The organism is Tepidicaulis marinus (assembly GCF_000739695.1).
GTDB classification, from domain to species: domain Bacteria; phylum Pseudomonadota; class Alphaproteobacteria; order Parvibaculales; family Parvibaculaceae; genus Tepidicaulis; species Tepidicaulis marinus.
On the sequence record NZ_BBIO01000018.1, the window covers coordinates 41,704 to 68,559 of the forward strand.

Genomic DNA, 26,856 nt, shown 5'->3' on the forward strand with positions numbered 1-26,856 from the left:
CCCAGAATTTCATGCCGCGGTTGCCACATGGTTAATCCTGCCTCTCCAAATCCGGATTCTTTTGCCCCCTCCCCCCTTCCCGAAGGGCCGGAATGGAAGATTTCCGACATGCCCGTCCCTTATGAGGAGGCGGTGCGCTTCATGGAGGCGCGCGCGGCGGCCATTGCCGAGGGAAAAGCCGAGGAGCTTGTCTGGCTGCTGGAGCACCCCCCGCTTTATACGGCGGGCACGAGCGCGGACCCGGCGGACCTTCTCACCCCCGAGCGCTTTCCCGTTTATGAGACGGGCCGGGGCGGCCAATACACCTATCACGGGCCCGGCCAGCGGGTGGCCTATGTGCTGCTCGATCTCAAACGGCGCAAGCCGGATGTGCGGGCTTTTGTTGAGGATCTCGAGCGTTGGCTGATCGCGGCGCTCGCCGAATTCAACGTCAAAGGCGAAGTGCGCGAAGGCCGGGTCGGTGTCTGGGTGGCGCGCCCGCATCTCGGAGCAGGCCGGGAGGACAAGATCGCGGCCATCGGCATCCGTCTGCGCAAATGGGTGTCCTTTCACGGCATCAGTCTGAATGTCGATCCCGACCTCGACCATTTCAGCGGCATCGTGCCTTGCGGCATTTCAGAACATGGCGTGACGAGCCTTGTCGATCTCGGCCTGCCCGTTTCCATGCCCGAAGTGGACGTTGTGCTGAAAAAGACCTTCGCGGAAGTCATCGGCCCGCCGCTTCTGGCCAAACGGGAACCGGATACTTGAGGCCTTAAAGCAGATAACGCGAGCGCCCGGCCATCAGCACCGCGCCGACACCGGCGCTGACCGCGGCGAACCAGAGCACCCCGCCGATCAACGGCAGACCAGCGACGCCCCACAGAATAAGCGCGCCGAGCACCACCGCCAGAATGCGCCGGTGACGGCCAAGATCGATATTGAAGGCGCCGACAACCCCTGCCCCCACAAGATGGATGGACATGACCATGCCGAGCGCGAGGCCCGCCACATAAAGCAGCAGCAGGATGAAGGCGAGCGGAATGCCGACCACGGTGAGCGCGGCGAAGATCGCAAGCAGCGGCAGGCCGAGCAGCCAGCCGACCCCGTAGGCCACCGCTTGCGCCGGGGTCGCCCGGCCGACATCCTGCACCGCGCTGGTCCAGCCCGGCGCGACCAGCGCCAGAATGGCCGCGAGGAAGCCGAGAAAGACGGCGGAGGAGAAATTGAGGCGGAAGATGTAATTCACCCCGCTCTCTCCCTCCGGCGCGCGGCGCTCGAAGGAAATGGGGCTGTCCAAAATCTGCGCGGAAATATCTCCGCCGATAAACGCTTCCGGGTCGATATCGGGCTCGGAGGTCACGAAGAAGGAAAGATCGCCGGTAATATCGGCATCCGCTGCGATTTCGAGCTTATCCGCCCAGACCGAGACATTGCCTGCAATAGGCCCGTTGATCAGCACCCGCGGCGCCCGCGCTTCCAGATTGCCGCCGATCCGCCCGTCGATCACCGCGATGCGGCCGGCGAGAAAGACATCGCCCGTCACCTCGGTGTCGTTGCCGAGCACGATCCGGTCACCGAGCGCGGTGAGCGCGCCGTCCACATCTTCCGATAGCGCGACATCCTTGCCGGTCATGTAAAGCCGCTCGCCAGAGCGCCATTCCATGCCTTCATTGGCCGCGGCAGGCGCAGCCGCCACGCTCAAGGACAGAATAAAAAGAAAAGCCGAAACCCAGCGCTGCATTTCCCAAGACCTGCAAAGAAAGCCGGTAAGACCGGAATGGAATGAACCTGCCGCCAGTCTAGTCGGTCAGGCAGGCCGGGTCGAATTCATATCGCCCGGCAAGCCAATCGAGGATTTCCCGGCCCAGCGCCGTACCCTCGAAAGGCGCATAGCGCGCGGACATGGCCGCCGCATCGAGCTTGTCCAAGCCCTGACGCTGAAAGACCTCGAGATCGTCGATGATAAGGGAACCGAGCGCCTCCCCGGCTTCTGCCAGGGCAGCCCGCTCGAAGGCGGCGCGGGGCTCATAAGCCTCCTGAAGGCGGTAGCTTTCTTCCAGCGTGCGCAGGGGAATGCGCGAGGCGGCGGGCTGGTTCATCGGGTTGACCGCGTGGCCGGCAAGCAAGGGGGCAAGCGCGCCTGGCCTGCCGGTAAACGCATCCAGATGCAAAAAGCGCGACATGCGCGCCCCGTCATTGACCGGATAATTGTCCCAGAGGAAGGGTTTGCGGGAGAAGATTTCGGTAACTTCCTCGATATGGGCCTTCGTGAACTCCGGCGTGCAGACCTTCGGCCCCGTCCAGAACACATCGAAAGCCGGATCGAGATCACGCCCCAGGTCCTGCATGTAATTTTCAGGCATGGCGCCGAAGACTTTTTCAAGGATCGGATCGAAAGAGTAATAGCTCGGGCACATGATGAAGCGGCTCGCCGTGCTCAGCGCCGCAATCTCATCCGTCAGCTTTGCCTGCAGGCCCGCAAGCCCCGGCACATCGCCCTTCATGTCGTCGAAGAGAATGCAAAGAATGTCGGGCCCGATGGCGTTGATCTCATCCATCTTGCGCTTCAGTGCCGCGCGGGCCTCTGCCGTATCATCGAGATAAAGCTCGAACGGGCTAAAGCCGATGCCGAAGGAAAGTCCTTCGGCCTTATAGGCGGCGGCAAGGCGGATAAGCGCGTCATGCCGGGCCTCCGGCCAGGGCGATTGCCAGTTCTTGCGCAGAAAGGCATCGCCCTTCGGGGCATAGATATAAAAGCAAAAGCCGCGCTCCTTCAGGAACGCGGCATATGCGTGGCGGTCTTCCCAGCTCCATTCCCGGCCGTAAAAGCCTTCGATGAGCCCGGCGGGGCAACGATCCTCGTTCATTGCGCCCGCGCTCATGAGACCCCTATTCGAATTCGAGAATGATCTCGTCAACCGCGAGACTGTCGCCCGCCGCGCAGTTGATTTCCTTCACCACCCCGTCGCGCTCGGCGCGCAGAATGTTTTCCATCTTCATCGCCTCGACAACGGCAAGGGATTCGCCCGCTTTGACTTCCTGGCCGACTTCTACATTGATGGAAACGACAAGGCCCGGCATCGGGCAGAGCAGAAGTTTGGACGTATCCGCCTCCACCTTCTCCGGCATCAACAGCGCAAACTCATGGGCACGGCGCGTGCGCACCACGACATTGGCCGAAGAGCCGCGATAATTGAGGTGATAGCCCTGCAGGCCCTTGGCCCGCTCAAGCTGCATGACGACGGGTTGACCGTCGATCGCCCCGCGGAAGACGCTCTGGCCCGGCGTCCAATTGCTGGAGATGTGATGACGGCTCGTGACCTCGCCTTCATCACTCAGGAACGCCACATCGAGCCCGCCTGCCGCTTCCTGCGCCTTGACGCGCTGCGACCAGTCGGTGCCGAAAGAGACAACCCAATCTTCCGGCAGCTTGCGCTGGCGGTGCGGCAGCTGATGGGAAATCTGCGTCGCGCGCGCCGCATGCAGCTCGTTCACATAAGTGGCGACAAGCGCGAAGAGGTCCGCCCGCTCCGGCGTCACTTCGATACCGCTGAACCCGTCCGGGAATTCTTCGGCGATGAAGCCCGTGGTCAGCGCGCCCGAGCGGAAGCGCGGATGTTCCATGATCGCGCCGAGGAACGGAATATTGTGCTGAATGCCTTCGATCCGGAACTGGTCCAGCGCCTCGGACATGGCATCGATCGCTTCTTCGCGGGTCGGCGCATGGGTGCAGAGCTTGGCGATCATCGGGTCATAATAAAGGGAGATTTCACCGCCCTCGAAAACGCCTGTATCGTTGCGCACCGTGCGCGTGCCCGTCACCCCTTCCGCCGGCGGCTGGTAACGCACCAGGCGGCCCGTGGAAGGCAGGAAGTTACGGTAGGGATCTTCCGCATAGATACGGCTTTCGATGGCCCAGCCATTCAGCTTCACATCCGCCTGTTTGAGCGAGAGCTTTTCGCCCGCCGCGATGCGGATCATATGCTCCACAAGGTCGATGCCAGTGATGAGTTCCGTCACCGGGTGCTCCACCTGCAGGCGCGTGTTCATTTCCAGGAAGTAGAAATTCTTGTCCTTGTCGACGATGAATTCCACCGTGCCCGCGCTGCGGTAATCGACGGCCTTGGCAAGCGCCACGGCCTGCTCGCCCATCGCCTTGCGCGTGGCTTCGTCGAGGAACGGGCTCGGCGCTTCCTCGATCACTTTCTGGTTGCGGCGCTGAATGGAACATTCGCGCTCGCCCACATAGATTGCGTCTTTACCGTCGGCCAGCACCTGAATTTCGATATGGCGCGGTTCGGTCACGAATTTTTCGATGAAGACCCGGTCATCGCCGAAGCTGGACTTGGCTTCCGACATGGAGGACTTGAAGCCATCGGCAACTTCCTCTTCCGACCAGGCAATACGCATACCCTTGCCGCCGCCGCCGGCCGAGGCCTTGATCATCACCGGATAACCGATTTCATTGGCGATCTTTACCGCCTCTGCCGTGTCCGCGATCACACCGAGATAGCCCGGAACGGTGCTTACCTTGGCTTCATTAGCGAATTTCTTGGAGGCGATCTTATCGCCCATCACCTCGATGGCTTTGACGTTCGGCCCGATAAAGGCAATGCCTTCCTTTTCCAGCGCCTCGGCGAATTTGGAATTCTCCGAAAGGAAGCCGTAGCCCGGATGCACCGCTTCCGCGCCCGTCTCCTTGATGGCTTTGAGAATGTTCTCGATAATCAGGTAAGACTGATTGGACGGCGCCGGGCCGATATTCACCGCCTCGTCCGCCATTTCCACATGCAGCGCATCGCGGTCGGCGTCGGAATAAACGGCAACGGTTTGAATGCCCATGCGGCGGGCGGTCTTGATGACGCGGCAGGCAATTTCACCGCGGTTCGCGATCAGAATCTTCTTGAACATGACGCCCCCTTACAACGGCAAATTGTCGTGTTTTTTCCAGGGATTTTCGAGCTCCTTGTCGCGCAGCAGCGCCAGAGCCCGGGCCACCCTGGCCCGTGTGCCGTGAGGCATGATCACATCGTCGATATAGCCGCGCTCGGCCGCGACGAACGGGTTGAGGAAGCGGTCTTCATAGGCCTTGGTATGCGCCTCGATCTTTTCCGCATCGCCAAGGTCTTGGCGGTGAATGATCTCCACCGCCCCTTTGGCGCCCATCACCGCGATCTGCGCCGTCGGCCAGGCATAGTTGATGTCGCCGCGCAAATGCTTGGAGGACATCACGTCATAGGCCCCGCCATAGGCTTTGCGGGTGATCACCGTCACTTTGGGAACGGTTGCCTCGGTATAAGCAAAGAGCAGCTTGGCGCCGTGCTTGATCAGCCCGCCATATTCCTGCGCCGTGCCCGGCAGGAAGCCCGGCACATCGACGAAGGTGACGATCGGGATCTCGAAACAGTCGCAGAAGCGCACGAACCGCGCCGCCTTGCGGCTTGCATCGGAATCGAGCACGCCCGCCAGCACCATGGGCTGGTTAGCGACGATGCCGACCGTGCGCCCTTCGATGCGCCCGAAACCGGTAATGATGTTCTTGGCGAAGTTTTCCTGCAGCTCGAAGAAGTCGGCCTCGTCCACCGTCTTCAGCACCAGCTCCTTCATGTCATAGGGCATGTTGGGATTGTGCGGGATGAGTGTGTCGAGCGAGGGTTCCTCGCGGTTCGGATCGTCGAAGAAAGGGCGCTCCGGCACGCCGGACACATTGGAAAGCGGCAGGAAGTCGATCAGCCGGCGCAGCTGCGTCATGGCGATCACGTCATTGTCGAAAGCCCCGTCCGCAACGGAAGATTTCGTCGTGTGGATCGAAGCCCCGCCCAGCTCTTCGGCCGTCACGGTTTCATTCGTCACGGTCTTCACCACATCCGGGCCCGTCACGAACATGTAGGAGGTATCGCGCACCATGAAGATGAAGTCAGTCATGGCGGGCGAGTAAACGTCACCGCCCGCGCACGGGCCCATGATCACGGAAATCTGCGGCACGACGCCGGAGGCCATAACGTTCCGTGTAAAGACTTCCCCGTAACCGCCCAGCGCATCGACGCCTTCTTGAATGCGCGCACCGCCCGCATCGAAAAGCCCGATCACCGGCGCGCCGGTGCGGATCGCCATGTCCTGAACCTTGGTGATCTTCTTGGCATGGGTGCGGGAAAGCGAGCCGCCGAAAACGGTAAAGTCCTTGGCAAAGATATAGACCTTGCGCCCGTTCACCGTGCCCCAGCCGGTCACCACGCCATCGCCCGGAAACTTGGTCTTTTCCATCCCGAATTCGTGGCAATCATGCTCCACGAACATGTCGAACTCTTCAAAAGAGCCTTCGTCGAGGAACAGTTCGATACGCTCGCGGGCGGTCAATTTGCCCTTCGTGTGCTGCGCATCGATGCGGCGTTGCCCCCCGCCCATCTTGGCGTTCTGACGCCGCTCTTCCAACTGGCGGACGATTTCTTTCATGGCGTCCCCTCACCTTGTTACTTTGCGTTTTGAGGCCGTTTTTCAGACAGGCGGCGAACCCGCCCTCGCGATACCCTAAAAACCGGGAAAAGCTGAAAATTTGGCGCCTTGAATAGCACCCGCGCCGGGCAATGACCACCCGCTTCTTGCCTTTCTGCGCCCGCCCCGGCGCAAGCTGGCGCGGACGTTGCGGCAAGTCCTGCCGCAGAAAGGCTCAGCCGCGCAAAAGCGCCAGGAATCGCCCTGCCGCCTCGATCGCCTCGCGCCGGGCAGCCAGCCTGTCCCGCGCTTCCGCGTCCTCGCCCCATTGCTCGGCCTGGAAGGCTTCATCGAGATGGGCGGCCTCATAAGCAGCCTCCGGCGTGATATAACCGCGATGGACCGCCAGCGCGATGATCAACGAGCCGGTAAGCGCGGTCAGGCTGGAAAAGCCGCTCAACTCGAAATCGTCCATCCCTTCGACGGGGTCCCGAAGACACGCCAGATGCGAGGCATCCTGTTCGAGAGGCAGTACGCTCGCAGTTATGGCAAGCCGCGCGCCAAAACTTTCCTCCGCCCAATCGAGCAGCGGCTGCCACTGCGCCGCCTGCCGTTCGGCCAGGATCTCGGGAAAATCCGCCCGGTAGCAAAGGAGGTCCGTGCCCGCGAAATTCATCACTTCATCGATCACCGCCGCCCGCTGCGCCGAAATCCGGTCGATCGCGGTATTGGCAAGCTTGGTGAGCGGCATGGAGAAGGTGTCGATATGTCCCTTCTGCGCGTCCCATTCACCGGCAATCGCCCGGCCAAGCGCTTCGGCAGGCACGCGTAGCACGGCTTTGGCCGGCGTCTTCACCGCCCGCCCGTCAAGAGTGATGGCGAAGCCGCCTTCCTCTTTACGGATATCCACATCCTTGTAGAAGCGTTTGGGCTTCGGCGCCTTCGCCTCCTTGCCCGGATGCGGCTTGAAACGGTCCGCGGCAAGGTTCCGGCCCAATTCATCATCGATGCTCATTCCGCCGCCTCTTTCCTGCTCTGCGCCTTGCCCTGCCATTCGCTCCAAAGCGTGCCGAGCGCCTCTTGCGTTTCGCCGAAATGCTGCAGGATGCGCCGCGCGCCGCTGGCACTGAGCGCTGCCGGTTCATGATAGCCCCAGGCAACGCCAAGCCCGTGCGCGCCCGCGCTCTGCGCCATCAGCATATCATAGCTGGTATCGCCAATAATGACCGTGTGGTCCGCCCGCGCGCCGGTTTCGCCGAGCGCCCGCTCGATCATGCCCGGATGGGGTTTGGACGGCGCATCATCGGCGGTTTGCAGCGTGATGAAATAGTCGGAGAGCCCATGCAGCGCCAGAATATTGCGCAGGCCCTTTTGCGACTTGCCCGTCACGATACCGAGCAGCACATCTTCTTCGTTCCGCAGCCAGTCCAGCGCTTCCTGCGCGCCCTCGAACAAGGGCTCATGCAGATCGGGCCGCCCACGCAAAGTGGTAAAAGCATCGCGGTAGGCCTCCGTCACCCGCGCCAAGGTGACGGGGTCCTGTGCCGGCAAGAGGGCGGCAATGGCATTTTCAAGCGAGAGGCCCACAATGGAAAGCACTTCCCCGCGGGGCAGAAGTTCCAGCCCGTTTTGCGTAAAGGCCTCGTTCATCGCCGCCACGATCATATGCTGACTGTCGACAAGCGTGCCGTCGCAGTCAAAGAGCACGAGTTTCAGCTCCCCGCTCATGCCAAAAGCTCCGCAAACGGATCGCCGTCGTCATTGGGATCGAAGCCGAAAAGCTTCCAGGCTTTGAGCATATGCTCGGGCAAAGGCGCCGTGCATTTCAGCCGCCCGCCTTCCGGATGCGCAATATCGAGCGCGCGGGCATGAAGATGCAGCTTGCGCTCGATCTCCCCGCCGGGATGCGCCTCCGCCCCGCCATATTTGCCGTCCCCGGCAATCGGCGTTTTCAGCGCATAGGCGGCATGGGCGCGGATCTGATGCGTGCGCCCCGTCACCGGCATGAAGGCCACCCAGGCAAGGCGCTGGCCCGCCTGTGCCACCACGGCGAAATGGGTCGTGGCGTTTTTTGCCTCTTCATCCTCGAACTCGGCGGCATGCACCCGCTCGCGCCCCGGCCCGCCGAGCTTGGCAAGCGGCATGCGGATCGTGCCCCGCGCCGGGCGCGGCACGCCGACGGTCAGCGCCCAGTAAATCTTATGCGCATCCTTCTTTTTGAACGCCCGCCCGAGATAGGCCGCCGCCTTGCTGTTCCGTGCCAGCACCAGCACACCGCTCGTATCCCGGTCGAGCCGGTGCACGAGTTTCGGGCGCTCAGGCGCATCGAATTTCAGCCCCTCCAGCATCCCGTCGAGATGGCGCTCGGTTTTCGAGCCGCCCTGCACCGCAAGACCCGCCGGTTTGTTGATCACGATGAGAGAGCTGTCCTTATGGCGCACCAGCTCCTGCACATAAGCGCGGTCCTGCGGCGTGGTTTTGGGTTTGGGCTTGGCAGGCGGCGGGCTGAGATCGCCCAGCGGCGGCACGCGCACCATCTGCCCCGCCTCAAGACGGGCATTGCTTTTCACGCGCCCGCCATCCACCCGCACCTGCCCCGTGCGCAGCAGCTTTTCGACGCGCCCTTGAGTGAGGCCCGGATAGCGTTTCTTCAGCCACTTATCGAGGCGCACGCCATCATCCTCGGCGCGGATATCCACTTGTTCGACATTACTCACGTCAGCACCGCCCTTACGGCATAAAGTCCCGCGAAGACCGCGGCGATGGAAAGACCCATGGACCCGAACGCATAAAGCAGCGCCAGGCCGGCTTGTTTTTTCTCTATCAAGTTCGCCACATCGAGCGAGTAGGCAGAGAAGGTCGTAAAGCCGCCGAGGACGCCCGTGACGAGAAAAGCGCGCATCTCAGGGGTAAGCGAAAGCCGCAAAGCGCCCGCTTCCACCAGCGCGCCGATGAGAAACGAGCCGATGACATTCACCCCGAACGTCCCCCAGGGGAAATTCGGCCCGAATAGGCGCAGCGCCTGCGCGGCGAAGAGATAACGGGCGGACGCGCCCAGCGCTCCGCCCAGCGCCACGGATAGCAGCATTTTCACGTCGTCTTCTCCTGCCTCAGCTTTGCCCAATAGGCGAGCCGCTTGGCAATCTCCCGCTCGAACCCGCGTTCGGGCGGCTTATAAAACTGCCGGCGGGCCATTTCATCGGGAAAGTAATTCTGTCCCGAAAAAGCTTCCGGCGTATCGTGGTCATAAACATAGCCTTCCCCGTAGCCAAGCTCCTTCATCAGCTTGGTGGGGGCATTGAGGATATGGGCAGGCGGCGCCACGGAGCCCGTCTCCTTGGCCGCGCGCATGGCCTGACCGTAAGCCTTGTAAGCCGCGTTCGATTTCGGCGCGCTCGCCATATAAAGCACGGCCTGGGCAAGCGCCAGCTCGCCTTCCGGGCTGCCGAGAAAGTCATAGGCTTCCTTCGCATCGAGCGCGACGCGCAGCGCCTGGGGGTCGGCAAGGCCGATATCCTCGACCGCCATGCGCACCACCCGGCGGATGATGTAAAGCGGATCTTCCCCTCCCGTCAGCATCCGCGCCAGCCAATAAAGCGCCGCATCCACATCCGAGCCGCGCACGGATTTATGCAGCGCACTGATGAGATTGTAATGCCCTTCCCGGCCTTTGTCGTAAAGCGGCGCACGGCGCTGGACGAGGCGGATCAGCTCGTCCGTCTCCACGGTTTCAGGCAAATCAAGAGCGAAAAGCTCCTCGGCCATATTGAGCAGAAACCGCCCGTCCCCATCCGCCATGGCGCGCAGCGAGGCCCGCGCTTCCTCGGTAAGCGGAAGGCTGCGGCCTTCATAGGCCTCGGCCCGCTTCAGCAGCTCTTCGAGAGCGGGATCATCGAGCCGGTTCAGCACCAGCACCTGCGCGCGAGAGAGCAAAGCGGCATTCAGCTCGAAGGAGGGATTTTCCGTCGTCGCCCCGATCAGCGTCACCGTGCCGTCTTCCATCACGGGCAGAAAACTGTCCTGCTGGGTACGGTTGAAGCGGTGGATCTCATCGATGAAAAGCAGCGTGCCCTTGCCCGTTTCCCGCCGCGCGCGGGCCGCCTCGAAGGCTTTTTTCAGGTCCGCAACGCCGGAAAAGATCGCCGACATCTGGTGGAACTCGAGCCCCACATGCCCGGCCAGGAGCCTGGCCATGGTGGTCTTGCCGGTGCCGGGCGGCCCCCAGAGAATGATCGAGGAAAGATGCCCGGAGGCGACCATCCGCCCGATGGGCCCTTCCGGGCCGATCAGGTGGCTTTGGCCCACCACTTCCTGAAGCGATTTCGGGCGCAAACGGTCCGCCAGGGGCCGCGGCGCCTCATCGCCCATTCCGGCTGCATCGAAAAGCGTGTTCATCCGCTATGCCTAGCACGGAACGGCGCGCGTCTCACCCCATCCGGCCTGCTTGTCATCTAACCGCGCACGCTGGCCGAGAAAATCTCGTCCCCGCGCTTGATCTTGAATTCCCATTGCCCGCGCGGTGCGGCGATCAGCTTTTGCAACCCGTCCGTATCGCGCACTTCCGTGCCGCCGACGGAAATAATGATATCGCCCGGACGCACACCGATGCGCTGCGCCGGGCTGCCCCGCTGGACCCGCAAGACCACAACGCCGGTCGCCAGCGTGTCGATGCGCAGCTCGTCGGCAAAGGCGGGCGAGAGATTGCCCACCGTCGCCCCGGAGAAGGGATTGCGGCCGGAAAGCTCCGTCACATTGCGGGGCGGGTCTTCGGGGGGCAATTTCAGAGCGATGCGCGCCGTCCGCGTGCTGCCGCCGCGCACATAGGAAACCTCCATGCGCGCGCCCTCCGCCTTCGTCGCCACCCGGTAACGCACGCTTTGCGGATCGAAGACATCGCGCCCATCGACCGCGCGAATGACATCCCCCGTGCGCAGCCCGGCCTTGTCCGCAGGTCCCCCAGGATAAACGTTCTGCACCAAGGCCCCGCCCGGCCTATCAAGGCCCAAGCTTTCGGCAAGGTCGGAGGTGACGGGCTGCAAGCTCGCCCCGAGCCAAGGCCGCTTCACCGTGCCGCCATCGACGGCGAATTCCACTACCGAGCGCACCATATTGGCCGGGATGGCAAAGCCGATCCCGATGGAGCCGCCCGAGCGGGAAAAGATCGCCGTGTTGATGCCGATGAGCTGACCGTCCATCGTCACCAGCGCGCCGCCTGAATTACCAGGATTGACGGCGGCATCGGTCTGAATGAAGAACTGGTAATCGGAGACGCCGACTTGCGTTCGCGCCAGCGCCGAGACGATGCCGCTTGTCACCGTCTGCCCGACGCCGAAGGGATTGCCGATGGCCAGCACCAGATCGCCCACTTCGACCGCATCTGAATCCTTGAATTTGATCGCCGGCAGCGTCTCGCCCTTCGGGTCGATGCGCAGGACAGCAAGGTCCGTGCGCTCATCGGCCAGCACGAGCTCGGCGTCGAATTCGCGCCGGTCCGCCAGCGCCACGGTGAAGCTGTCGCCATCCGCCACCACGTGATTATTGGTGACGATGATCCCGTCGCCCCGCACGATGACGCCGGAGCCGAGCGATTGCTGCACCCGCTCGCGCGGCACCCCGAAGCTGAACCGGTCGCCGAAAAAGCGCTGGAAGAAGGGATCGTTCGAGAACGGAGACGGGCTCTCCTTCACCACCCGCTTGGAATAGACATTGACGACGGCGGGCGCGGCTTTTTGCACGACAGGCGCATAGGAGAGCTGCACCTCGGCCCGCGAGCCCGGCACCACGCGCGTGGCTTCGGCCCGCGCGGAAAGCGGTGTGAAAAGCAAAGCGGCGATTAGAAGGACGGCAGCAACCGCCATCCAGAACAGCGCATACGCGGAATCAGACATTACTTCCCCTACCATCACTCACTGCCCCGGCTATGGGCGGCCCCCTCGTCGAGGGTATTTTGGCCCACGCCGGTATTTTCGCAAGAGCCGGGCCGCGCGCAAGTTTCGATCCGGCCGGATTGCTAAAATCTCCCGTTTATCCAAAACAAAAGGGCAGAAGCCGAAGCTCTGCCCTTGTGTCTGCGGAGATAAGGCCTGCCTGCTCTTTAAGCGGCGGCGTCCTCGTCATCCATGATCACCGGACCGGAGTCCTGCCCGCGGGCGGTCTCGTCGCGGTCGACGAATTCGATGACGGCCATCGGCGCATTGTCGCCATGACGGAAACCGGCTTTCAGAACACGCGTATAGCCGCCCTGGCGCTCTTTGTAGCGCGGGCCCAGTTCGTCGAAAAGCTTGGCGGCCCATTTCTGGTCCGGGAGCTGCGAATAGGCCTGACGGCGCGCATGCAAATCGCCGCGCTTGCCCAGCGTCACCAGCTTCTCCACATAGGGGCGAAGCTCCTTGGCTTTCGGCAACGTGGTCACGATCTGCTCGTGCTTGATCAGCGCAACGGCCATATTGGCGAGCAACGCCTTGCGGTGGCTGGCTGTTCTATTGAGCTTGCGGCCGGCTTTCCCGTGGCGCATGACTGTCTCCTGCTCTTCAATCTACGGCGCCTCACGGCGCGGCATGTCAAACTTAATACTGGTCTTCGAAACGCTTGGCCAGATCGTCGATATTTTCCGGCGGCCAGTTCGGCACTTCCATGCCGAGATGCAGGCCCATCTGCGCCAGCACTTCCTTGATCTCGTTCAAGGATTTGCGGCCGAAGTTCGGCGTGCGGAGCATTTCCGCTTCCGTCTTCTGAATGAGATCGCCGATATAAACGATGTTGTCGTTCTTCAGGCAATTGGCCGAACGGACCGAAAGTTCCAGCTCGTCCACTTTCTTCAGAAGCGCCGGGTTGAATTCCAGCTCCGGACGGCGGTCTTCGACGACGGCTTCCTTCGGCTCTTCGAAATTCACGAAGATCTGCAGCTGGTCCTGGAGAATGCGGGCGGCATAGGCCAGCGCATCGTCCGGCGTCAGCGAGCCGTCGGTTTCGATCTGCATGGTCAGCTTGTCATAGTCAAGCACCTGGCCTTCGCGGGTGTTCTCGACCTTGTAGGAAACGCGCTGCACGGGGCTGTAGAGGCTGTCGACCGGGATCAGGCCGATCGGCGCATCTTCCGGGCGGTTGCGCTCGGCGGCGACATAGCCCTTGCCCGTGTTGACCGTGAATTCCATGCGGATTTCCGCGCCCTCGTCGAGGGTCAGCAGCGCATGGTTCGGGTCCAGAATGTCGATATCGGCGCCTGCCTCGATGTCGCCGGCCGTCACGATGCCGGGACCCGTTTTCACCAGGCTCATGCGCTTCGGGCCTTCCGCATGCAGCTTGAGCGCCATCTTCTTGATGTTCAAGATCACATCGGTGACGTCTTCGCGCACACCGGCGATCGAGGAGAACTCATGCAGCACGCCGTCGATGTGCACCGCCGTCACCGCAGAGCCCTGCAGCGAGGACATCAGCACCCGGCGCAGCGAGTTGCCAAGGGTCATGCCGAAGCCGCGCTCGAGCGGTTCTGCAACCACCGTTGCCTGGCGCTTCGGGTCGTGGCCCGGCTGAACTTCAAGCTTGGCCGGCTTGATCAATTCTTCCCAATTCTTCTGGATCACTTGTGCAACCTCGTGCCGTTTTCGGGGGTTCGATCAAACACCCTGGGCAGCATTCCCTGCCCGTTCGATCCAGCACTGCAGCCCGCGGCCGCAGCGCTTCATATTAAACGCGCCGGCGCTTGGGCGGACGGCAGCCATTATGCGGGATCGGCGTCACATCGCGGATCGACGTGATCACGAAACCGGCTGCCTGCAGCGCGCGCAGAGCGGACTCGCGCCCGCCGCCCGGGCCGCTTACTTCCACTTCCAAGGTCTTCATGCCGTGCTCGGCAGCTTTCTTGCCGGCATCTTCGGCGGCAACCTGCGCCGCGAACGGCGTAGATTTACGGCTGCCCTTGAAGCCCATCGTGCCCGACGAAGACCACGAGATCGCGTTGCCCTGGGCATCCGTGATCGTGATCATCGTGTTGTTGAAGGAGGAATTCACATGGGCCACGCCAGAGGTGATGTTCTTCCGTTCCCGGCGTTTGACGCGTGTCTTTTCCTTGGCCATCTCTTAACCTTCGTCGCTTGCGGAAAACCCGCGTGATTACTTCTTCTTGCCGGCAATTGCTTTGGCCGGGCCTTTGCGGGTGCGCGCATTGGTATGCGTGCGCTGGCCGCGAACAGGAAGACCGCGGCGATGCCGCAAGCCGCGATAGCAGCCCAGATCCATCAAGCGCTTGATGTTCATGGCCGTTTCACGGCGCAGATCACCTTCCACGGTGTATCCGGCGTCGATCGTTTCACGGATCTGGATCACCTCGGCGTCGGTGAGTTCGTTCACGCGGCGCTCAGGGGCAATACCAACTTTCTCACAGATATCGGCCGAGTGTTTGGCACCGATGCCGTGAATATATTGAAGCGCGATCACGACCCGCTTATTGGTCGGGATGTTGACGCCAGCGATACGAGCCACGTTGTCTCTCCTAATCCGAGGAATCGCAAGCCAAAAACCAGCACCAAGCAGCGCCCGGATTTGCCGAAAAATGCCGGAATTCCGCCATTTTTCCTTCAGCAACCGAAAATCTGCCTGGAACTGTTGCTACGGAGGCCGGGATTATAGGAATTACCCCAATCCAGTCAACCGCTTAGGCAGCAGTTCCTGCGTTTCTTCTACAGTTTCAGCACGGCCTCAATTTCAGCCGTGACATCGTCAATCGATTTCATGCCGTCAACCGACCGGAGAATGCCTTTTTTCCCGTAATAGTCGATCAAAGGCGCAGTTTGTTCATGATAAACCCCAAGCCGCTTTTTCAGCGCTTCGGCATTATCATCCGCCCGGGCGCCCCCGGCGGTCTCCGCGGCCCGGGTTTCGATCCGGGACAACAGAATCTTGTCATCAACTTTCAGCTCGATCACCGCATCGAGCGCTTCGCCGCGGGCGGCCAGCATCCCGTCCAGCGCCTCGGCCTGGGCCACATTCCGCGGGAAACCGTCCAGAATATAGCCGTTTTTACAGTCGGCCTGCTCGGTGCGCTCGGAAATGATACGGACGACCACATCATCCGGCACCAGATCGCCGCGCGCCATGATCGCCTCGGCCTTTTTGCCCACTTCCGTGCCCGCGGCAACGGCAGCGCGCAGCATGTCGCCCGTCGACAATTGCACGAGCCCGTGGCTCTCCTGGATACGCTGGGCTTGCGTCCCCTTGCCCGCGCCGGGAGGGCCCAAGAAAATCAACTTCATCGACGGCTTCCCCTGAGCTTGGACTTCTTGATGAGTCCTTCATACTGATGCGCAAGCAGATGGCTCTGAATCTGGGCGACCGTATCCATGGTCACGCTTACGACAATCAGAAGAGACGTACCGCCGAAATAGAACGGCACGCTGTACTGAGAAATAAGAATTTCAGGCAAGAGGCAGACCAGCGTGATATAACCCGCGCCCACCACCGTCAGGCGGGTCAGCACGTAGTCGATATATTCCGCCGTGCGCTTGCCGGGACGGATACCGGGAATGAACCCGCCATATTTGCGCAGGTTTTCCGCCGTATCCTCGGGATTGAAAACAATCGCCGTATAGAAAAAGCAGAAGAAAATAATGCCCGCCGCATAAAGCGCCATATAGAGCGGCTGGCCATGGCCGAGCAGCGCCGTCACCGTGTTCAGCCAGCCCGGGCCCTGCCCTTGCGTGAAATTGGCCAGCGTGATCGGCAGCAGCAGAATGGACGATGCGAAAATCGGCGGAATGACGCCGGCCGTGTTCAGCTTCAGCGGCAGATGCGAGCTGTCGCCGCCATAAATCTTCATGCCCACCTGGCGCTTCGGATACTGCACGATGAGCCGCCGCTGCGCCCGCTCCATGAAGACGATGGCCGCGATAACGCCCACCACCATGATCAGCAGGAAGAGGATCAGCGCCGTGGAAATCGCGCCCTCACGGCCAAGTTCCAGCGTGCCGACCAATGCGGCAGGAAGCTCGGCGACGATGCCGGCGAAAATGATCAGCGAAATCCCGTTGCCCACGCCGCGCGCGGTGATCTGCTCACCCAGCCACATCAGGAAAACGGTGCCGCCCACCAGCGTAATCACCGTGCTCGCGCGGAAGAAAAGCCCCGGATCGAGCACCACATTGCCCGCCCCTTCCAGACCGACGGCAATGCCGTAACCCTGCAAAGTGGCCAGAAGCACCGTGCCGTAGCGGGTATATTGGGTGATCTGCTTACGGCCTTGCTCGCCTTCCTTCTTGAGCTGCGCCAGATGCGGGCTCACCGTCGTCATCAACTGAATGATGATCGAGGCGGAAATGTAGGGCATGATCGTCAGCGCGAAGATCGCCATCCGGCCGACCGCCCCGCCCGAGAACATGTTGAAGACGCCGAGCAAACCGCTCTGCTGCTGCTGGAAAACTTGTGCCAGCGCTGCAGGGTCGATGCCGGGGAGCGGGATGTAGGTACCGAGCCGATAAATGATCAGCGCGCCGAGCGTAAACCAAAGCCGCTTCTTCAGTTCCTCCGCCTTTGCAAAGGCAGAGAAATTCAGATTTGCCGCCAGCTGTTCCGCCGCTGATGCCATATCATGCCGCTCCAGGCAAAGGGCAGGTCGATGCCTGCCCTAATTTCTTGGAATTATTCGGACGCTTCCGGTTTCGGGGCGACCTTGACGCTGCCGCCCGCTTTTTCGACCGCCTCGATGGCCCCCTTGGAAGCCCCCGCGATGTCGAAATTCACCTTGGCTTTCAGCTCGCCCTTGGCCAGAAGACGCACACCGTCCTTCTTCACCCGGCGGATCACGCCGGCAGCTTGCAGGGCTTCACCCGTAACCGGCGCATTCGCATCGAGCTTGCCTGCATCGATGGCGGTCTGCACGCGGCCCAGATTGACCTCGTTATATTCCTTCGGAGAGGGCACGTTGAAGCCGCGCTTCGGCAGGCGCCGGTGCAGAGCCGTCTGACCGCCCTCATACCCTTTGATGGCCACGCCCGAACGGGATTTCTGACCCTTGACGCCCCGGCCGCCGGTCTTGCCCTTGCCGGAACCGATACCGCGGCCCACACGCATACGGGACTTACGGGCACCTTCGTTATCGGAAAGCTGATTGAGCTTCATTTCTCTGTCCTCGCCGCTGACGCGGTTTACGATTCTTCGACGATCCGCACCAAGTGTGCGACCTTGTTGACCATGCCGCGCACGGAAGGCGTATCTTCCAGCACGGAGGTCTTATGCATTTTGTTGAGCCCGAGGCCGATCAATGTCTGCCGCTGATCGGGCTTGCGCCGGATCGGGCTGGCGATCTGCTGGACCGTAAGAGTGGATTTCTTGGCTGCCATCGGTCTAATCCTCGCTCAGGCTTACTCGCTTGCCAGCGCTTCGCCAGCGCCATCGCTGCGGCGGCCAACAATGTCAGAAACTTTCTTGCCCCGGCGCGACGCGACCATGCGCGGGCTCTGCTCCAGCGACAGCGCATCGAACGTTGCGCGCACCATGTTATAGGGATTCGAGGAGCCGAGCGACTTGGCAACCACGTCCTGAACGCCCAGCGTTTCGAACACGGCGCGCATCGGACCGCCTGCGATGATCCCGGTGCCGGGAGGCGCCGAACGCAGGACCACGCGGCCCGCGCCATGACGGCCTTCGATATCGTGGTGCAGCGTACGCCCTTCGCGCAGCGGCACGCGCAGCATGTTGCGCTTGGCCGATTCCGTCGCCTTGCGGATGGCTTCCGGCACTTCGCGCGCCTTGCCGTGGCCGAAGCCGACCCGGCCCTTCTGGTCGCCCACGACGACGAGAGCCGCGAAACCGAAACGCCGGCCGCCCTTCACCACCTTTGCGACGCGGTTGATATGGACCAGCTTGTCCACAAATTCGCTATCGCGCTCTTCCCGGTTGTCCTTACGTGCCACTTTGCTCGTCCTTTGAATTGAGACCTTAGAAGCTCAGGCCGCCCTCGCGGGCAGCGTCGGCAAGGGCCTTCACCCGGCCGTGGTAGATATAACCGCCACGGTCGAAAACCACTTCCTTCACACCGGCTTCCAGCGCGCGCTTGGCGACCAGTTTACCGATCTCGGCTGCAGCCGCCTGGTCCGCACCCTTTGCAGTGAAGTCTTTTTCCAGCGTCGAGGCCGAAGCCAGCGTCACGCCCTTCGTGTCGTCAATGACTTGGGCATAGATATGCTTCGACGACCGGAAGACCGACAGCCGCAGGCGACCATTCGACATTTTGCGCAAACGGGCGCGATTGCGCTGTTTCCGCCGCTCGTTCAGATTGCGTTGCTTGCTCATGGCTCTCGTTACTTCTTCTTGCCTTCCTTACGGAAGATGTATTCGTCCGAATAACGTACACCCTTGCCCTTATAAGGCTCCGGCGGGCGGTATCCGCGAATTTCTGCCGCGACCTGACCGACTTTCTGCTTGTCGATCCCGGTAATTTCGATTTCGGTCGGCTTCGGCGTTGCCACCTGAATACCTTCCGGCACCTCGTAAACCACATCGTGGCTGAAACCAAGAGCCAGCTGCAGTTTCTGACCCTGGGCCTGCGCACGGTAGCCGACGCCGGTGATTTCCAGGTTCTTCTTGAACCCTTCCGCCACACCGTCGACCAGGTTCTGTACCAGCGTGCGCTGCATACCCCACATGGAGCGGGCCCGCTTGCTGTCGTCGCGCGGAGCCACGGCGATGCCGTCTTCGCCCTGCGAGATCGATACTTCGTCCACCAGCGTGAGCGAAAGCTGACCTTTCGGGCCTTTCACCGCCACGCTCTGCCCGTCGATGTTCACAGTCACGCCGTTCGGGACGGTGATGGGTAGTTTACCAATTCGCGACATCGTTTTCGCTTCCTTGATCCGTTAGTCTGTTCCACCGTCTTAGAAGACGCGGCACAGAACCTCGCCGCCGACATTATTTTCACGCGCCGACGCGTCAGACATCACACCTTTGGGCGTCGACAGGATCGAAACGCCGAGGCCGTTGCGCACCGCGGGAATGCCCCGCGCCGAGGAGTAAACCCGGCGGCCCGGAGTGGATACCCGCTGAATTTCGCGAATGACCGGATGGCCCTCGTGATACTTCAGATGCACCTCAAATTCGGACTTGCCGCCGCCATGGTCCACGCGGCTATACCCGCGAATAAACCCTTCGGCTTCAAGTACATCCAGAACCCAGCCACGCAACTTGGAAGCCGGCGTGGAAACCGTCGACTTGCCCCGCATTTGGGCATTACGGATACGCGTCAGCATATCTCCGAGCGGATCGGTCATTGTCATGCGATCGCCCTCCTTACCAGCTCGACTTCACAAGCCCCGGAACCAGGCCATTCGACCCCAGCTCCCTGAGCGCAATACGTGACATACGCAGTTTGCGGTAATAAGCGCGCGGGCGTCCGGTCACATCGCAGCGATTGCGGATGCGGACCTTGGCCGAGTTGCGCGGCAGTTTCGCAAGGTCGAGCTGCGCTTGGAAGCGCTCCTCGGCCGAAAGCGACTTATCACTCGCAACCGCCTTAAGCTTCTCGCGCTTGTTTGCATAGCGCGCGACCAGCTTCTGACGTTTCATATTCTTTTCAATGGCGCTCTTCTTAGCCACTTAAACCTCCGATGACCGCATTGCGGACCCGTGTCCAAAATTATTTGATGAAGGGAAAATTGAAGCCCTTCAACAACTCCCGTGCCTCATCATCCGTCTTCGCCGTGGTGCAGACGATGATGTCCATACCGCGTACCTCATCGACCTTGTCATAGTCGATTTCGGGGAAAACGATATGCTCGCGAAGGCCCATGGCGTAGTTGCCGTTGCCGTCGAAACTCTTGCCGTTCAGGCCGCGGAAGTCACGCACGCGCGGCAGAGCGATGTTCACCAGCCGGTCCAGAAATTCGTACATCTGGGCCCGGCGCAGCGTCACCTTGCAGCCGATTGCCATGCCGTCGCGGATCTTGAAGCCGGCTTCCGACTTCTTCGCACGGGTCACGATCGGCTTTTGACCGGAAATCGCGGTCAAATCGGCGACGGCGGCTTCCATCTTCTTTTTATCGGCGGCGGCTTCGCCGACACCCATATTGATCACGATCTTGTCCAGACGCGGCACCTGGTGCACGTTGGCATAGCTGTACTTTTCCTGCAGCTGCGCTCGGATCTGATCGTCATACTGCTTTTTCAGCCGCGGCGTGTATTGCGCATCAGCCATCGATCACTTCTCCCGACGCCTTGGCGTACCGAACCTTGCGCCCGTCATCGAGCGTCTTGAACCCTACCCGTGTCGCCTTACCGGACTTCGGATCGACCAAAGCCAGGTTCGACAACTGAATTTTCGCTTCGCGGCGCTGCAGCCCGCCGGGACCCGTCTGGGACGCGCGTTCGTGGCGCGTGACCATATTGACGCCCTGAACAAGCGCCCGTTCTTCCTGCGGGAAGACGCCGAGAACCTGGCCCTGCTTGCCCTTGTCTTTGCCCGTCAGCACGACGACCTTGTCGCCCTTCTTAATCTTCGCAGCCATCAGATCACCTCCGGCGCGAGCGAAACGATCTTCATGTGGCTCTTCGCACGCAGCTCACGGGTTACCGGGCCGAAGATACGCGTCCCCACCGGCTCACCCTGGTTGTTAATCAGCACCGCAGCGTTGCGGTCGAAACGGATGACGCTGCCGTCGGGACGGCGGATGTCCTTGGCGGTACGAACGACGACCGCCTTCATCACATCACCCTTTTTCACACGGCCGCGCGGAATGGCTTCCTTTACGCTGACCACGATAATGTCGCCAATGCCGGCATATTTTCTCTTCGAACCGCCCAGCACCTTGATGCACTGAACGCGACGAGCGCCCGAATTGTCCGCGACATCCAAGTTCGTCTGCATCTGAATCATGGCTGTCTGCCCTTCACCTTAAGCGAGAGACCGGATACCCAAATGGGTTTCAGGCTTCGTCTCGAATAACTTCCCAACGTTTGCTCTTCGAAATCGGCGGGCATTCGCGGATGCGAACGGTCTCGCCTTCTTTCACCGTATTCGTCTCGTCATGCGCATGGTAGCGCTTCGACCGGCGCACGGTTTTCTTCAAAACCGGATCGATGAAGCGGCGCTCGACATTGACGACCACGGTCTTGTCGTTCTTGTCGCTCACGACGACGCCCTGCAGGATACGTTTCGGCATAGGTTACTCCTTGCCTGCTTCCAGCGCGCGGGCGCGCTGAACGGTCTGAACTCGCGCAATGTCCTTGCGCACCTGGCGCACGCGGAACGTGTTCTCAAGCTGTCCGCTGGCTGCTTGAAAGCGCAGGTTGAACTGCTCTTTCTTAAGCTTCACCAGCTCATCGGACAGCTGGTCCGGCGTCATATCTCTCAGCTCGCTGGCCTTCATGGCCTCATCCTCTCTCTAACGCTTGGGGCGTCACGCCCGCTTATGCCCCTTCGCCAGGACGGCTGACGAAACGTGTCTTGATCGGCAGCTTGGCTGCCGCCAGCTTCAAGGCTTCTTCCGCCACATCGTGCGGAACGCCGTCCACTTCGAACATGATCCGGCCGGGCTTCACGCGGGCCGCCCAATATTCAGGCGAACCTTTACCTTTACCCATACGGACTTCCGTCGGCTTCTTGGAGACCGGCACATCCGGGAAAATCCGGATCCACACACGGCCGGCACGCTTCATGTGACGCGTGATGGCACGGCGGGCGGCTTCGATCTGCCGGGACGTGATCCGTTCAGGTTCCATCGCCTTCAGGCCATAGGCGCCGAAGTTGAGCGCAGTGCCGCCCTTCGCCACACCATGAATGCGGCCCTTATGCGCCTTGCGGAACTTTGTGCGCTTCGGTTGCAGCATCTTTCAAACTCTCTCGTTTCCCGTTCGCCGATCAGTTGGCGCCGGCATCGCGGCGACGGCCGCCATCTCCACCTTCAAGCGCGCGACGTTCCTGCGCCATCGGGTCGTGCTCGAGGATCTCGCCTTTGAAGATCCAAACTTTGATGCCGATCGTGCCGTAGGCAGTGTGTGCCGTGGCAACGCCGTAATCGATATCCGCACGCAGCGTGTGAAGCGGCACACGGCCCTCGCGGTACCATTCGGTCCGGGCAATCTCCGCGCCGCCGAGACGGCCGCCGCAATTGATCCGGATACCGCCGGCACCCAGCCGCATCGCCGACTGCACGGCGCGCTTCATGGCACGGCGGAAAGCCACACGGCGTTCCAGCTGCTGCGCGATGTTTTCGGCAACCAGCGTCGCGTCGATCTCGGGCTTGCGCACTTCAAGAATGTTGAGATGAACCTCGGAGTCCGTCATCTCACCGATCTTGCGGCGCAGGCGCTCGATATCCGCGCCTTTCTTGCCGATCACCACGCCCGGACGGGCGGTGTGAATGGTCACGCGGCACTTCTTGTGCGGGCGCTCGATCACGACGCGCGACACACCGGCCTGCTTCAGCTCCTTCTGGAGGAACTCGCGGATACGGATGTCTTCATGAAGAAGCGTGCCGTATTCGCGGCCATCGGCGAACCAACGCGAATCCCAGGTGCGGTTGATGCCGAGGCGAAGGCCAATCGGATTAATTTTCTGTCCCATCAGGCAGACTCCTCGACTTGACGAACGACGATCGTGAGCTGGGAGAACGGCTTCTGAATCCGCCCCACCCGGCCGCGCGCCCGCGGCTTCCAGCGCTTCATGACCAGGTTCTTGCCGACATAGGCTTCGGCGACGACCAGGCCGTCCACGTCCAGATCGTGGTTGTTTTCCGCATTCGCGACGGCGCTTGCCAGCACCTTCTTCACGTCATCCGAAATCCGCTTGCGCGAGAAAGACAGATCGGCCAGCGCCTTTTCCACTTTCTGCCCGCGGATCATCGCTGCCACCAGGTTGAGCTTCTGAGGGCTCACCCGCAGCATCCGGCCGACGGCTTTCGCCTCGTTATCGGCGAGCGTGCGTTGCTTCGACGGCTTACCCATCGCTTACTTCCTCTTCGCTTTCTTGTCGGCCGCATGCCCGTAATAGGTACGCGACGGCGCGAATTCACCGAACTTGTGACCGACCATGTCTTCCGACACGAGCACCGGAATGTGCTTCTGGCCGTTATAGACGCCGAAGGTCAGACCGACGAATTGCGGAAGGATCGTGGAGCGGCGGCTCCAGACTTTGATCACTTCCTTGCGCCCGCTTTCGCGTGCGGCATCGGCCTTCTTCAGCATGTAGCCGTCTACAAACGGGCCCTTCCAAACAGAACGAGTCATGCTTCGTTTCCCTTACTTCCGGCGCTGGTGACGGCTGCGGACAATAAACTTATCCGTAGACTTATTCGAACGGGTCCGCTTGCCTTTGGTCGGCTTGCCCCATGGCGTCACCGGGTGGCGGCCACCGGAGGTCCGGCCTTCACCGCCGCCATGCGGGTGATCGATCGGGTTCATCGCGACACCGCGAACCGACGGACGCTTGCCCATCCAGCGCTTACGGCCTGCTTTGGCCAGCGTAATGTTTGCCTGATCCGGGTTGGACACGGCGCCGATCGAGGCCATGCACTTGCCCGAAACGAGACGCTGCTCACCGGAGCCGAGGCGCAGAATGGCGTACCCCTGGTCGCGGCCCACGAGCTGCGCATAGGTGCCTGCCGACCGCGCCATCTGGCCGCCCTTGCCCGGCTTCATCTCCACATTGTGGATGATGGTGCCGACAGGAATGCTCGACAGCGGCATCGCGTTACCCGGCTTCACATCGACACGCTCGCCGGAAATCACTTTGTCGCCGACCGCCAGACGCTGCGGCGCCAAGATGTAAGACAGCTCGCCGTCTTCATATTTGACCAGCGCGATAAAAGCGGTGCGATTGGGGTCGTATTCCAGACGCTCCACCGTCGCGGCCATGTCGAATTTGCGGCGCTTGAAATCCACCAGACGGTAGGCCCGCTTGTGACCGCCGCCGATACGCCGGGCCGTGATCCGGCCCATATTGTTGCGGCCGCCATTCTTCGTCAGCCCTTCGGTGAGGGACTTGACGGGCTTGCCTTTCCACAGGGCGCTGCGATCGACGAGGACCAGACCGCGCTGGGCAGGGCTTGTAGGTTTATAGCTCTTAAGTGCCATTGTTCTCTAGCTCTTCCCTTAGTCTCAAAGGCCCGTCGTCACGTCGATCGAGTAACCATCCTCGAGCGTCACGATAGCTTTCTTGAAATCGCTGCGGCGGCCGATCGTGCCCCGGAAGCGCTTCGTCTTGCCCTTCTGACGCAGCGTGTTCACGGCTTTCACCTTCACGCCAAAGAGCTTTTCGACGGCTTCTTTGACTTCCGGCTTGGTCGCGACCAGCGGCACGCGGAAAATCACCTGGTTCTGTTCCGAAGCCATGGTGGCTTTTTCGGTGATCAGCGGCGAAACGATGGTGTCGTAATATTTGGCGTCGCTCATTTGAACCGCGCCTCCAGGCTGTCGAGGGCCGCTTTGGTCAAGACCAGCTTGTCGCGGCGCAGAATGTCGTAAACGTTGATGCCCTGAGCCGGCAGCACATCCACATGGGGAATGTTGCGGGCTGCCAGAGCGAAGTTTTCATTCAGCTCCGGGCCGTCGATGATCAGAACCGAGTTCAGACCGAGCTTGCCGAAGGCGTCCTTCACCGTCTTGGTCTTCGGCGCCGTCATGTTGACGTCTTCCAGAATGACCAGCTCGCCGGCCGTTGCCTTGGCTGAAAGAGCGTGACGCAGCGCCAGCGCGCGGATCTTCTTCGGCAGGTTCACCGCATGGCTGCGCACGACCGGCCCGAAAGCCTTGCCCCCGCCGCGGAACTGCGGTGCCTTTTTGTTGCCGTGACGCGCCCCGCCCGAGCCCTTCTGGCGCACGATCTTTTTCGTGCTGCCAGCCACTTCCGAGCGGCCTTTGGTCTTGTGCGTACCTGCCTGCTGGCGTGCCAGCTGATAGGTCACCATCCGGTGCAAGAGGTCGGCCCGCGGTTCAAGACCGAAGACATCCTCCGGCAGATCGACCGTACCGGCCTTCTTGGCCTCAAGAGTCGTTACATCCGCCTTCATCACTCTTCACCTTTCTCTTCAGCTGCTGCGGCCGGTTCGGCGCTCTCGGCAGCCGCGCCGCCATTCGCCGAACGGATCGCAGCCGGCGTCGGCACACCTTCCGGCAGCGGATGCTTAACCGCATCGCGCAGGAAGACCCAGCCGCCCTTGGAGCCGGGAACGGCGCCGCGCACCAGGATCAGGCCGCGATCGGCATCCGTCTGCACGATTTCCAGGTTCTGCGTCGTCACCCGCACCGAGCCCATGTGACCGGCCATCTTCTTGCCTTTGAAGACGCGGCCCGGTTCCTGGCACTGGCCCGTGGAACCGTGGCTACGGTGGCTGATGGACACGCCGTGCGAGGCGCGAAGGCCGCCGAAATTATGCCGCTTCATGGCGCCCGCAAAGCCTTTACCGATCGACGTGCCGGACACATCCACCTTCTGGCCCGCGACGAAATGATCCGCGGTGATTTCCGAGCCGACATCGATCAGGTTGTCGGCACTGACGCGGAACTCGGCCAGTTTGCGCTTCGGCTCGACATGAGCGACGGCGAAATGGCCCCGCATCGCGCGGTTGACATTCTTCGGCTTCACCCGGCCAGCACCCAGCTGAACGGCGGAATAACCATGTTTGTCTTCGGTACGCTGAGAAACGACCTGGCAATTATCCAAACGAAGAACGGTAACCGGAACGTGCCGGCCGTCTTCGGTGAATACGCGGGTCATCCCCAACTTCTGTGCAATCACTCCGGAGCGCATGGGTCCGAAATCCTTTTTCTAATCCGAGATCGCGCTCTTAGAGCTTGATCTCAACATCAACACCAGCAGCAAGATCGAGCTTCATCAGCGCATCGACCGTCTGCGGGGTCGGATCAACGATGTCGAGTACCCGCTTATGCGTGCGGATCTCGAATTGTTCACGGCTCTTCTTGTCGATATGGGGACCACGAATAACCGTAAACTTTTCAATGCGGGTCGGCAGCGGAATAGGCCCGCGCACCTGAGCGCCCGTGCGTTTTGCGGTATTCACGATTTCCTTCGTCGAAGTGTCCAGAATTCGATGATCGAACGCCTTCAACCGGATGCGAATATTTTGGCTCTGCATTGCTTCTTCCTAATGCCTACCCGGTGGAGGGGGCCCGTTGCCGGGCGCCGCCTGCCCTGATTACTCGATGATAGCGGAGACGACGCCTGCGCCGACGGTACGGCCGCCTTCACGGATAGCGAAGCGCAGCTTCTCTTCCATGGCGATCGGAGCGATAAGCTCGACTTCCATCTCCACATTGTCGCCCGGCATCACCATTTCCGTGCCTGCCGGAAGCTGAACAACACCCGTCACGTCCGTCGTACGGAAGTAGAACTGCGGGCGGTAGTTCGTGAAGAACGGCGTGTGACGGCCGCCTTCTTCTTTCGTCAGGATGTAGGCTTCCGCCTTGAACTTCGTGTGCGGCGTGATCGAGCCGGGTGCC

The 26,856-nt window shown here is 61.3% G+C and carries 39 protein-coding genes; 1 reads left to right on the forward strand and 38 read right to left on the reverse strand.

What is annotated here, in order from left to right; all coding sequences use genetic code 11:
- Positions 1-27: 27 nt before the first annotated feature.
- Positions 28-750 (forward strand): lipoyl(octanoyl) transferase LipB, encoded by a 723-nt coding sequence (gene lipB, locus M2A_RS14460; protein WP_045448918.1) that lies wholly within the window; start codon positions 28-30, stop codon positions 748-750.
- A gap of 4 nt (positions 751-754) precedes the next feature.
- Here lipB and M2A_RS14465 read toward each other — a convergent pair whose 3' ends face one another.
- The 38 genes from M2A_RS14465 to M2A_RS14650 form a co-directional block, all read right to left on the reverse strand.
- Positions 755-1,723, reverse strand: coding sequence for a bactofilin family protein (locus tag M2A_RS14465; protein WP_045448920.1), 969 nt, complete (start codon positions 1,721-1,723; stop codon positions 755-757).
- A gap of 58 nt (positions 1,724-1,781) precedes the next feature.
- Positions 1,782-2,849, reverse strand: a complete 1,068-nt coding sequence (locus tag M2A_RS14470) for a beta-N-acetylglucosaminidase domain-containing protein (RefSeq protein WP_197052959.1) — start codon at positions 2,847-2,849, stop codon at positions 1,782-1,784.
- Between the two features lie 22 nt (positions 2,850-2,871).
- A complete protein-coding gene (locus M2A_RS14475) occupies positions 2,872-4,893 on the reverse strand; it encodes an acetyl-CoA carboxylase biotin carboxylase subunit (protein ID WP_045448923.1) in 2,022 nt (673 codons plus the stop codon).
- Between the two features lie 9 nt (positions 4,894-4,902).
- Positions 4,903-6,435 carry an acyl-CoA carboxylase subunit beta gene (locus M2A_RS14480; protein ID WP_045448925.1) on the reverse strand — a complete coding sequence of 511 codons (1,533 nt, stop codon included), beginning with the start codon at positions 6,433-6,435 and terminating at the stop codon, positions 4,903-4,905.
- A 214-nt stretch (positions 6,436-6,649) separates the two neighbouring features.
- Positions 6,650-7,429, reverse strand: a complete 780-nt coding sequence (locus M2A_RS14485) for an ATP12 family chaperone protein (protein WP_081875652.1) — start codon at positions 7,427-7,429, stop codon at positions 6,650-6,652.
- Positions 7,426-8,142, reverse strand: coding sequence for an HAD-IA family hydrolase (locus M2A_RS14490; protein ID WP_244444466.1), 717 nt, complete (start codon positions 8,140-8,142; stop codon positions 7,426-7,428). Before M2A_RS14490 ends, M2A_RS14485 begins: the two co-directional genes overlap by 4 nt.
- Positions 8,139-9,131 carry an RluA family pseudouridine synthase gene (locus M2A_RS14495; RefSeq protein WP_045448927.1) on the reverse strand — a complete coding sequence of 331 codons (993 nt, stop codon included), beginning with the start codon at positions 9,129-9,131 and terminating at the stop codon, positions 8,139-8,141. Before M2A_RS14495 ends, M2A_RS14490 begins: the two co-directional genes overlap by 4 nt.
- On the reverse strand, positions 9,128-9,508 hold the full coding sequence (crcB, locus tag M2A_RS14500) for a fluoride efflux transporter CrcB (RefSeq protein WP_197052960.1): 381 nt from the start codon (positions 9,506-9,508) through the stop codon (positions 9,128-9,130). Before crcB ends, M2A_RS14495 begins: the two co-directional genes overlap by 4 nt.
- Positions 9,505-10,809 (reverse strand): replication-associated recombination protein A, encoded by a 1,305-nt coding sequence (locus M2A_RS14505; protein WP_045448929.1) that lies wholly within the window; start codon positions 10,807-10,809, stop codon positions 9,505-9,507. The genes crcB and M2A_RS14505 overlap by 4 nt, the downstream gene beginning before the upstream one ends.
- Positions 10,810-10,865: 56 nt before the next feature.
- On the reverse strand, positions 10,866-12,302 hold the full coding sequence (locus M2A_RS14510; protein WP_244444467.1) for a DegQ family serine endoprotease: 1,437 nt from the start codon (positions 12,300-12,302) through the stop codon (positions 10,866-10,868).
- Between the two features lie 206 nt (positions 12,303-12,508).
- On the reverse strand, positions 12,509-12,928 hold the full coding sequence (rplQ, locus tag M2A_RS14515; protein ID WP_045448932.1) for a 50S ribosomal protein L17: 420 nt from the start codon (positions 12,926-12,928) through the stop codon (positions 12,509-12,511).
- A 52-nt stretch (positions 12,929-12,980) separates the two neighbouring features.
- A complete protein-coding gene (locus M2A_RS14520; RefSeq protein ID WP_045448934.1) occupies positions 12,981-13,997 on the reverse strand; it encodes a DNA-directed RNA polymerase subunit alpha in 1,017 nt (338 codons plus the stop codon).
- Between the two features lie 103 nt (positions 13,998-14,100).
- Positions 14,101-14,490, reverse strand: a complete 390-nt coding sequence (rpsK, locus tag M2A_RS14525) for a 30S ribosomal protein S11 (RefSeq protein ID WP_045448939.1) — start codon at positions 14,488-14,490, stop codon at positions 14,101-14,103.
- A gap of 36 nt (positions 14,491-14,526) precedes the next feature.
- Positions 14,527-14,895 (reverse strand): 30S ribosomal protein S13, encoded by a 369-nt coding sequence (gene rpsM, locus M2A_RS14530; RefSeq protein ID WP_045448940.1) that lies wholly within the window; start codon positions 14,893-14,895, stop codon positions 14,527-14,529.
- Between the two features lie 197 nt (positions 14,896-15,092).
- The gene (locus tag M2A_RS14535) at positions 15,093-15,665 is read right to left on the reverse strand and encodes an adenylate kinase (protein WP_045448942.1); all 573 of its coding nucleotides are present in this window, start codon (positions 15,663-15,665) and stop codon (positions 15,093-15,095) included.
- The gene (secY, locus tag M2A_RS14540; protein WP_045448944.1) at positions 15,662-16,993 is read right to left on the reverse strand and encodes a preprotein translocase subunit SecY; all 1,332 of its coding nucleotides are present in this window, start codon (positions 16,991-16,993) and stop codon (positions 15,662-15,664) included. Before secY ends, M2A_RS14535 begins: the two co-directional genes overlap by 4 nt.
- A 53-nt stretch (positions 16,994-17,046) precedes the next feature.
- Positions 17,047-17,526: a 50S ribosomal protein L15 gene (rplO, locus tag M2A_RS14545; RefSeq protein WP_045448946.1), complete on the reverse strand. Its 480-nt coding sequence runs from the start codon at positions 17,524-17,526 to the stop codon at positions 17,047-17,049.
- 26 nt (positions 17,527-17,552) lie between these two features.
- A complete protein-coding gene (rpmD, locus tag M2A_RS14550; protein ID WP_045448948.1) occupies positions 17,553-17,747 on the reverse strand; it encodes a 50S ribosomal protein L30 in 195 nt (64 codons plus the stop codon).
- Between the two features lie 21 nt (positions 17,748-17,768).
- Positions 17,769-18,338 carry a 30S ribosomal protein S5 gene (gene rpsE, locus M2A_RS14555; RefSeq protein WP_045448950.1) on the reverse strand — a complete coding sequence of 190 codons (570 nt, stop codon included), beginning with the start codon at positions 18,336-18,338 and terminating at the stop codon, positions 17,769-17,771.
- Between the two features lie 7 nt (positions 18,339-18,345).
- The gene (rplR, locus tag M2A_RS14560; RefSeq protein WP_045448952.1) at positions 18,346-18,699 is read right to left on the reverse strand and encodes a 50S ribosomal protein L18; all 354 of its coding nucleotides are present in this window, start codon (positions 18,697-18,699) and stop codon (positions 18,346-18,348) included.
- An 8-nt stretch (positions 18,700-18,707) separates the two neighbouring features.
- Positions 18,708-19,241 carry a 50S ribosomal protein L6 gene (rplF, locus tag M2A_RS14565; RefSeq protein ID WP_045448954.1) on the reverse strand — a complete coding sequence of 178 codons (534 nt, stop codon included), beginning with the start codon at positions 19,239-19,241 and terminating at the stop codon, positions 18,708-18,710.
- Positions 19,242-19,280: 39 nt separating this feature from the next.
- The gene (rpsH, locus tag M2A_RS14570) at positions 19,281-19,679 is read right to left on the reverse strand and encodes a 30S ribosomal protein S8 (RefSeq protein WP_045448957.1); all 399 of its coding nucleotides are present in this window, start codon (positions 19,677-19,679) and stop codon (positions 19,281-19,283) included.
- A 13-nt stretch (positions 19,680-19,692) separates the two neighbouring features.
- Positions 19,693-19,998, reverse strand: a complete 306-nt coding sequence (gene rpsN, locus M2A_RS14575) for a 30S ribosomal protein S14 (protein WP_045448959.1) — start codon at positions 19,996-19,998, stop codon at positions 19,693-19,695.
- Positions 19,999-20,038: 40 nt separating this feature from the next.
- The gene (rplE, locus tag M2A_RS14580) at positions 20,039-20,596 is read right to left on the reverse strand and encodes a 50S ribosomal protein L5 (RefSeq protein WP_045448962.1); all 558 of its coding nucleotides are present in this window, start codon (positions 20,594-20,596) and stop codon (positions 20,039-20,041) included.
- The gene (gene rplX, locus M2A_RS14585) at positions 20,589-20,906 is read right to left on the reverse strand and encodes a 50S ribosomal protein L24 (RefSeq protein ID WP_045448964.1); all 318 of its coding nucleotides are present in this window, start codon (positions 20,904-20,906) and stop codon (positions 20,589-20,591) included. Before rplX ends, rplE begins: the two co-directional genes overlap by 8 nt.
- Positions 20,906-21,274, reverse strand: a complete 369-nt coding sequence (gene rplN, locus M2A_RS14590; RefSeq protein ID WP_045448967.1) for a 50S ribosomal protein L14 — start codon at positions 21,272-21,274, stop codon at positions 20,906-20,908. Before rplN ends, rplX begins: the two co-directional genes overlap by 1 nt.
- Positions 21,275-21,323: 49 nt before the next feature.
- Positions 21,324-21,560, reverse strand: coding sequence for a 30S ribosomal protein S17 (rpsQ, locus tag M2A_RS14595; protein ID WP_045448969.1), 237 nt, complete (start codon positions 21,558-21,560; stop codon positions 21,324-21,326).
- A 3-nt stretch (positions 21,561-21,563) separates the two neighbouring features.
- Positions 21,564-21,767 (reverse strand): 50S ribosomal protein L29, encoded by a 204-nt coding sequence (gene rpmC, locus M2A_RS14600; RefSeq protein WP_045448971.1) that lies wholly within the window; start codon positions 21,765-21,767, stop codon positions 21,564-21,566.
- A 40-nt stretch (positions 21,768-21,807) separates the two neighbouring features.
- The gene (gene rplP, locus M2A_RS14605) at positions 21,808-22,227 is read right to left on the reverse strand and encodes a 50S ribosomal protein L16 (RefSeq protein ID WP_045448973.1); all 420 of its coding nucleotides are present in this window, start codon (positions 22,225-22,227) and stop codon (positions 21,808-21,810) included.
- Positions 22,228-22,258: 31 nt separating this feature from the next.
- Positions 22,259-22,963, reverse strand: coding sequence for a 30S ribosomal protein S3 (gene rpsC, locus M2A_RS14610; protein WP_045448975.1), 705 nt, complete (start codon positions 22,961-22,963; stop codon positions 22,259-22,261).
- Positions 22,963-23,343, reverse strand: coding sequence for a 50S ribosomal protein L22 (gene rplV, locus M2A_RS14615; protein WP_045448978.1), 381 nt, complete (start codon positions 23,341-23,343; stop codon positions 22,963-22,965). The genes rpsC and rplV overlap by 1 nt, the downstream gene beginning before the upstream one ends.
- Before the next feature lie 3 nt (positions 23,344-23,346).
- Positions 23,347-23,625: a 30S ribosomal protein S19 gene (gene rpsS / locus M2A_RS14620; protein WP_045448981.1), complete on the reverse strand. Its 279-nt coding sequence runs from the start codon at positions 23,623-23,625 to the stop codon at positions 23,347-23,349.
- Between the two features lie 12 nt (positions 23,626-23,637).
- Entirely contained in the window at positions 23,638-24,471 is an 834-nt protein-coding gene (rplB, locus tag M2A_RS14625) for a 50S ribosomal protein L2 (protein WP_045448983.1), read from the reverse strand.
- Between the two features lie 24 nt (positions 24,472-24,495).
- Positions 24,496-24,789: a 50S ribosomal protein L23 gene (locus tag M2A_RS14630; RefSeq protein WP_045448985.1), complete on the reverse strand. Its 294-nt coding sequence runs from the start codon at positions 24,787-24,789 to the stop codon at positions 24,496-24,498.
- On the reverse strand, positions 24,786-25,406 hold the full coding sequence (gene rplD, locus M2A_RS14635; RefSeq protein ID WP_045448987.1) for a 50S ribosomal protein L4: 621 nt from the start codon (positions 25,404-25,406) through the stop codon (positions 24,786-24,788). The genes M2A_RS14630 and rplD overlap by 4 nt, the downstream gene beginning before the upstream one ends.
- Positions 25,406-26,146 (reverse strand): 50S ribosomal protein L3, encoded by a 741-nt coding sequence (rplC, locus tag M2A_RS14640; protein WP_045448989.1) that lies wholly within the window; start codon positions 26,144-26,146, stop codon positions 25,406-25,408. Before rplC ends, rplD begins: the two co-directional genes overlap by 1 nt.
- A gap of 37 nt (positions 26,147-26,183) precedes the next feature.
- Positions 26,184-26,492 (reverse strand): 30S ribosomal protein S10, encoded by a 309-nt coding sequence (gene rpsJ / locus M2A_RS14645; protein ID WP_045448991.1) that lies wholly within the window; start codon positions 26,490-26,492, stop codon positions 26,184-26,186.
- A gap of 60 nt (positions 26,493-26,552) precedes the next feature.
- Positions 26,553-26,856, reverse strand: a 304-nt coding sequence (locus M2A_RS14650; RefSeq protein WP_045448995.1) for an EF-Tu C-terminal domain-related protein, incomplete at its 5' end; no start/stop codon positions are given.